Below are 6105 nucleotides of genomic sequence, written 5' to 3' on the forward strand. Positions count from 1 at the left end.
CTTGAAACAAGTGGATTTGGAAGCTGAAATTGCTGTCTTGAAAGAAGAATTGAAGACTGCAACTGGTCAAAAACGTGTGAAGGCTGTTCGCCGTTTGGATGTCTTAGACGCCTTCTACAAATCTGGCAACAAGCCAGAATGGATGGTTCTCAACATCCTTCCGGTTATTCCACCAGATCTTCGTCCGATGGTCCAATTGGATGGTGGTCGTTTTGCCGCCTCTGACTTGAATGACCTTTACCGTCGTGTGATCAACCGGAACAACCGTTTGGCGCGTTTGCTTGAGTTGAATGCCCCTGGTATCATCGTGCAAAACGAAAAACGGATGCTCCAAGAAGCGGTTGACGCTTTGATCGACAACGGTCGTCGTGGTCGTCCAATCACAGGACCAGGTAGTCGTCCACTCAAATCATTGAGCCACATGCTCAAAGGGAAACAAGGACGCTTCCGTCAAAACTTGCTCGGTAAACGGGTGGACTTCTCAGGACGTTCCGTTATCGCCGTTGGTCCAACTCTTAAGATGTACCAATGTGGTGTGCCACGTGAAATGGCCATCGAGCTCTTCAAACCATTTGTTATGCGTGAAATCGTTGCACGTGATATCGTACAAAACGTTAAAGCTGCAAAACGCTTGGTCGAACGTGGAGATGAACGTATCTGGGATATCTTGGAAGAAGTGATCAAAGAACACCCAGTTCTCTTGAACCGCGCACCGACCCTTCACCGTTTGGGGATCCAAGCCTTTGAACCTGTCTTGATTGACGGGAAAGCCCTTCGCTTGCACCCCCTTGTCTGTGAAGCCTACAATGCCGACTTCGATGGAGACCAAATGGCCATCCACGTACCGCTTTCAGAAGAAGCTCAAGCAGAAGCTCGTATCTTGATGTTGGCTGCTGAGCATATCTTGAACCCTAAAGATGGTAAACCAGTCGTTACGCCATCTCAGGATATGGTATTGGGGAACTACTACCTCACGATGGAAGAAGCTGGTCGTGAAGGTGAAGGAATGGTCTTTAAAGACCGTGATGAAGCCGTGATGGCTCTTCGCAATGGCTATGTTCACTTGCATACACGTGTCGGAATTGCGACGGATAGCTTGAACAAACCATGGACAGAAGCACAACAACACAAGATTCTCTTGACAACTGTTGGTAAGATTCTCTTTAACGATATCATGCCTGCAGAGCTTCCATACCTTCAAGAGCCTAATAATGCCAACTTGACAGAAGGCGTTCCAGCTAAGTACTTCTTGGAGCCTGGTCAAGATGCCAAATCAGCGATTGAGAAATTGGAATTAAACGTTCCATTCAAGAAGAAAAATCTTGGAAATATCATCGCCGAAATCTTCAAACGTTTCCGTACAACTGAAACGTCTGCTTTCTTGGACCGCTTGAAAGACTTAGGTTACCATCATTCAACCCTTGCTGGTTTGACAGTGGGGATTGCCGATATTCCGGTCGTTGAAGATAAGGCAGAAATCATTGAAGAATCTCACAAACGTGTGGAACAAATCACGAAACAATTCCGTCGTGGTTTGATCACGGATGACGAACGCTACAATGCTGTTACAGCTGAATGGCGTGCAGCTCGTGAGAAATTGGAAAAACGCTTGGTGGATAACCAAGATCCGAAGAACCCAATCGTTATGATGATGGACTCTGGAGCTCGTGGTAACATCTCAAACTTCTCGCAACTTGCCGGTATGCGTGGTTTGATGGCCGCTCCAAACGGACGGATCATGGAATTGCCAATCCTGTCAAACTTCCGCGAAGGTTTGTCAGTACTCGAAATGTTCTTCTCAACTCACGGTGCCCGTAAAGGGATGACTGATACGGCCCTTAAGACAGCCGACTCAGGTTACTTGACTCGTCGTTTGGTTGACGTTGCCCAAGACGTCATTATCCGTGAAGATGACTGTGGAACAGACCGTGGACTTGTGATCCGTGCCATTACTGATGGTAAGGAAATGATCGAGCCACTCGAAGAACGCTTGACAGGTCGTTATACCAAGAAATCTGTTAAACACCCTGAAACAGGTGAAGTCATCGTTGGTCCAGATACCTTGATTTCAGAAGACCTAGCACGTGAAATTGTCAAAGCTGGTGTGGAAGAAGTCACTATCCGCTCTGTCTTTACATGTAACACCCGCCATGGTGTCTGCCGTCACTGTTATGGTATCAACTTGGCGACTGGTGATGCGGTTGAAGTGGGTGAAGCAGTCGGAACCATCGCTGCCCAATCTATCGGGGAACCTGGTACACAGTTGACCATGCGTACCTTCCACACGGGTGGGGTTGCCTCAAATACCGATATCACTCAGGGTCTTCCTCGTGTCCAAGAAATCTTTGAAGCCCGCAATCCAAAAGGGGAAGCGGTCATCACTGAGGTCAAAGGGGAAGTCACAGCCATCGAAGAAGATGCTTCTACACGCACTAAGAAAGTCTTTGTTAGCGGAGCAACTGGTGAGGGCGAATATGTTGTCCCTTACACTGCCCGCATGAAAGTCGAAGTGGGAGATCAAGTCTCTCGTGGTGATGCTCTGACAGAAGGGTCTATCCAACCAAAACGTCTCCTTGCCGTTCGTGATGTCTTGTCTGTTGAAACTTACCTTCTTGCAGAAGTACAAAAAGTATACCGTAGCCAAGGGGTAGAAATCGGCGACAAACACATCGAGGTAATGGTTCGTCAAATGATCCGTAAAGTACGTGTCATGGATCCAGGAGATACAGACCTTCTCATGGGTACTCTGATGGACATTACAGACTTTACAGATGCTAATAAGGATGTCCTTATCTCTGGTGGAGTTCCTGCGACTGCTCGTCCAGTCCTTATGGGAATCACCAAAGCCTCTCTTGAAACCAACAGTTTCTTGTCAGCTGCTTCCTTCCAAGAAACCACTCGTGTTCTTACTGACGCAGCGATCCGTGGTAAGAAAGACCATCTCCTTGGACTGAAGGAAAATGTTATCATTGGTAAGATTATTCCTGCAGGTACAGGGATGGCTCGTTACCGTAACTTGGAACCACAAGCGATTAACGAAGTTGAAATCATCGAAGAAGTGCCAGTAACAGATGGAACAGTCGATGAAGTTCAAACAGCTGAAGTCGTAGAAGAATAAGAAAAAAAGTCGGAACTACATGTTCCGGCTTTTTTTGAAAAAATTATAAAAATTTATTATTTGAAAAATAATTGTATAATTATTGATTTATTTTTTTACCAAAAATATTAGCCCGGTAGAAGTCGTGCTGTAAATACTTACAATTAGTGATTATATGGATATGTATTCTAAACATCAAAATAATAAAATGACTAACTATTAGTAATTTCTTTATAAAACCAAAAAACGGTTTGACATTTAAAGTCATTGGCGGTAGAATGGAAAAAGATGTACACAAATTAAAAAAATGTCGAATTACATGTATGTCGACGGGGGAAGTTTATGGGAAAATTGAAAATTATGGTTGTGTTTGGGACGCGACCGGAGGCCATTAAAATGGCCCCTTTAGTGTTGGAGTTGCAAAAGCAGAGGGAGACCGTTGAGACCATTACGGTGGTCACTGCCCAGCACCGTCAAATGCTGGACCAGGTTTTAGAAACCTTTAATATCGTACCTGATTACGATTTGGATATTATGGGGAAAAGCCAGACCTTATTAGACATTACCTCTAAAATTCTGAATCAATTAGATCCAGTTATCAAAAAAGAAAAGCCAGATATGGTGCTCGTTCATGGAGATACGACCACTACCTTTGCGGCGAGTTTGGTTGCCTTTTACAATCAAGTCCGCATTGGCCACGTCGAAGCTGGTTTGAGAACCTTTGATAAATATTCTCCGTATCCAGAAGAGATGAACCGTCAAATGACGGATGATCTAGCGGATCTGTATTTTGCGCCGACTGGCGAAAGTAAGGCCAATCTCTTAAAAGAAAATCATCCGGAATCCTCTATTGTGGTGACAGGAAATACTGCTATTGATGCGCTGAAACTCACGGTTCAAGAGAACTATCATCACGAAGTACTGGATCAATTAGATCCAGCTAAAAAAATCATCCTTGTCACCATGCATCGAAGAGAAAATCAAGGAGCTCCCATGAGAGCGGTCTTTGGAGCTCTGAGAGAAATGGTGGATCAAGAACCGGATATTGAAGTGGTTTATCCAGTGCATCTTAGTCCAGCGGTACAAGAGGCGGCAAACGATCTATTAGGAGATCATGATCGGATCCATCTCATTGCACCTTTAGATGTGCTTGACTTCCACAACTTGGCTTCGAGAAGTTACTTTATCATGTCGGATTCAGGTGGGGTACAAGAAGAAGCACCATCATTGGGGAAACCGGTATTGGTATTGCGTGATACAACAGAACGCCCAGAAGGGGTCAAAGCAGGGACTTTGAAATTAGTTGGTACGGATCCTGCCGTCGTCAAATCCACGATGACGGAGCTCTTAACCAACGAACATCTTTATCTAGAAATGGCAAATGCCCGAAATCCTTATGGAGATGGAAGAGCTTCTGAGCGAATCGTGCAAGCTATTAAACATTACTTTGGCCAGGGAGATGCTACTGAAGAATTTCATGAGGGAGAGAAAGAATAAATGAAAAAAACGGAAAAGTTAAGTAGATGGTTGCTAATTTTGATTGTTTTCGAAGTACTTCTTTTACTTTACTGCTTGTTTTTTGCAAGAGAGATTCTGATTGAAGAAGGATTATTCTTTGTTTTAGGATTATTTTCTGCTATTGTTTTATCAGATTTGTTGTTGACATGGACCATCCTGTTGTCATTTGCCCTAGGGATTGTCTTTTTGGTGGCGGGTGTTGTCTATATCCCATTTCATCAAGCCTTGCTTCTGCTCTTTAGTTTTCCGATCTTGATTGGAATCTTGACCCGAATTCGCTATCACCTCTTTAAAGAGATTGCAAAAGTGAAGGATCAAGAGCCAGAAGCTTACGCAGATTACCGCAACCGCATCGCTTCTTATGGTGGGGAAACCAATGATACGATTCAAGCCTTACTCATTCACTGGTCGCACGAGGAATTGTTCTTCCAATTGCAGCCGAGAGAATATAATCGGACCTTGAACCAAATCAACTATTTGGTAACGCATCATCTAAAGCCAAATGAAAGCTTGTATTATGTATCAGACGGTAATTTCTTGATCTTATCTTCTGATAGCGAGCGGGATCTGAAGGGCGATTATATGACAGTCTTAAAACCACAGTTGGAAGGACTGGTGTTCCAAGGCGAAGATGGGGTGCAAGCCATCCAATTTCAGTCCGGCTTTCTTGTAGTGGATCAATCCAATCGCACCAAATACCATCGCTATAAAGAAATGATTCGTTACTTAAAACGTCAACTTGAAACAGATATTATTGTGGAATATTAGGAGGAAAACATGTCTCTTACAAATATATTTTTTAATATAGCTGTAGGCATTAGTGTATTTTTTGCCTTGTGCTTTATTGTATTATTTGTAGCTTATACGGTGATTTACCGCCGTGTCAATAAAAACTTTAAGGCGGTGGACCATGATTAGTCAAATTGTGATGATTATTGCCTTGATTTCGATTTGGCTGTCCTTAGCCTGGGGCCTAGTAATCCTCTTTTCAGCCGTTCATTTTTGGTTTAAACACAGTGATTTTCGTGTCAATACGGATCCGCTTCCTTATTATCCAAAAGTGACGATCGTCGTACCTGCCCATAATGAGGATGTGGTTATTGCACAGACAGCCAAAGCGATCCTTGATTTGAACTACCCACATGATCGTGTAGAATTACTACTGTTTGCGGATAATTGTTCCGATCGCACTTATGAAGAGTGTTTGGCAGTTAAAGCATTGCCAGAGTATGCAGGACGTGATTTGACCATTATCAATCGCAGTGGGACAGGTGGGAAAGCCGGTGTGTTAAATGACGCTTTGGCCATGGCGACCGGAGACTATATCTGTGTCTATGATGCAGATGCCATGCCTGAAAAGAATGCTCTTTATTTCCTTGTGAAAGAAGTGCTCAAAGATCCGGAGCGTCATGTGGCTTCTTTTGGTCGCAATAAAACGCGGAATGCCGGTCAAAACTTCTTGACCCGCTGTATCAACCAAGAAATTGTCG

The 6105-nt window shown here is 43.9% G+C and carries 5 protein-coding genes; all 5 read left to right on the plus strand.

Annotation, left to right across the window (positions count from 1 at the left end):
* Window positions 1-3118 (plus strand): DNA-directed RNA polymerase subunit beta' (gene rpoC / locus PAN06_RS12670; protein WP_269796498.1); only part of this gene is annotated, 3118 nt, incomplete at its 5' end.
* Window positions 3119-3439: 321 nt separating this feature from the next.
* The gene (wecB, locus tag PAN06_RS12675; protein WP_269796499.1) at window positions 3440-4594 is read left to right on the plus strand and encodes a UDP-N-acetylglucosamine 2-epimerase (non-hydrolyzing); all 1155 of its coding nucleotides are present in this window, start codon (window positions 3440-3442) and stop codon (window positions 4592-4594) included.
* The gene (locus PAN06_RS12680) at window positions 4595-5383 is read left to right on the plus strand and encodes a hypothetical protein (RefSeq protein ID WP_269796500.1); all 789 of its coding nucleotides are present in this window, start codon (window positions 4595-4597) and stop codon (window positions 5381-5383) included.
* A 9-nt stretch (window positions 5384-5392) separates the two neighbouring features.
* Entirely contained in the window at window positions 5393-5533 is a 141-nt protein-coding gene (locus PAN06_RS12685; protein ID WP_003004308.1) for a hypothetical protein, read from the plus strand.
* On the plus strand, window positions 5526-6105 hold a 580-nt coding region (locus PAN06_RS12690; RefSeq protein WP_269796501.1), incomplete at its 3' end, for a glycosyltransferase family 2 protein. The genes PAN06_RS12685 and PAN06_RS12690, both read left to right, overlap by 8 nt.

It is taken from the genome of Streptococcus sp. SM3 (assembly GCF_027497875.1).

Bases quoted from the DNA above. Each gene is read 5' to 3' on its own strand.
- wecB (WP_269796499.1), top strand. From the start codon at position 3,440: ATGGGAAAATTGAAAATTATGGTTGTGTTTGGGACGCGACCGGAGGCC.
- PAN06_RS12680 (WP_269796500.1), top strand. From the start codon at position 4,595: ATGAAAAAAACGGAAAAGTTAAGTAGATGGTTGCTAATTTTGATTGTT.
- PAN06_RS12685 (WP_003004308.1), top strand. From the start codon at position 5,393: ATGTCTCTTACAAATATATTTTTTAATATAGCTGTAGGCATTAGTGTA.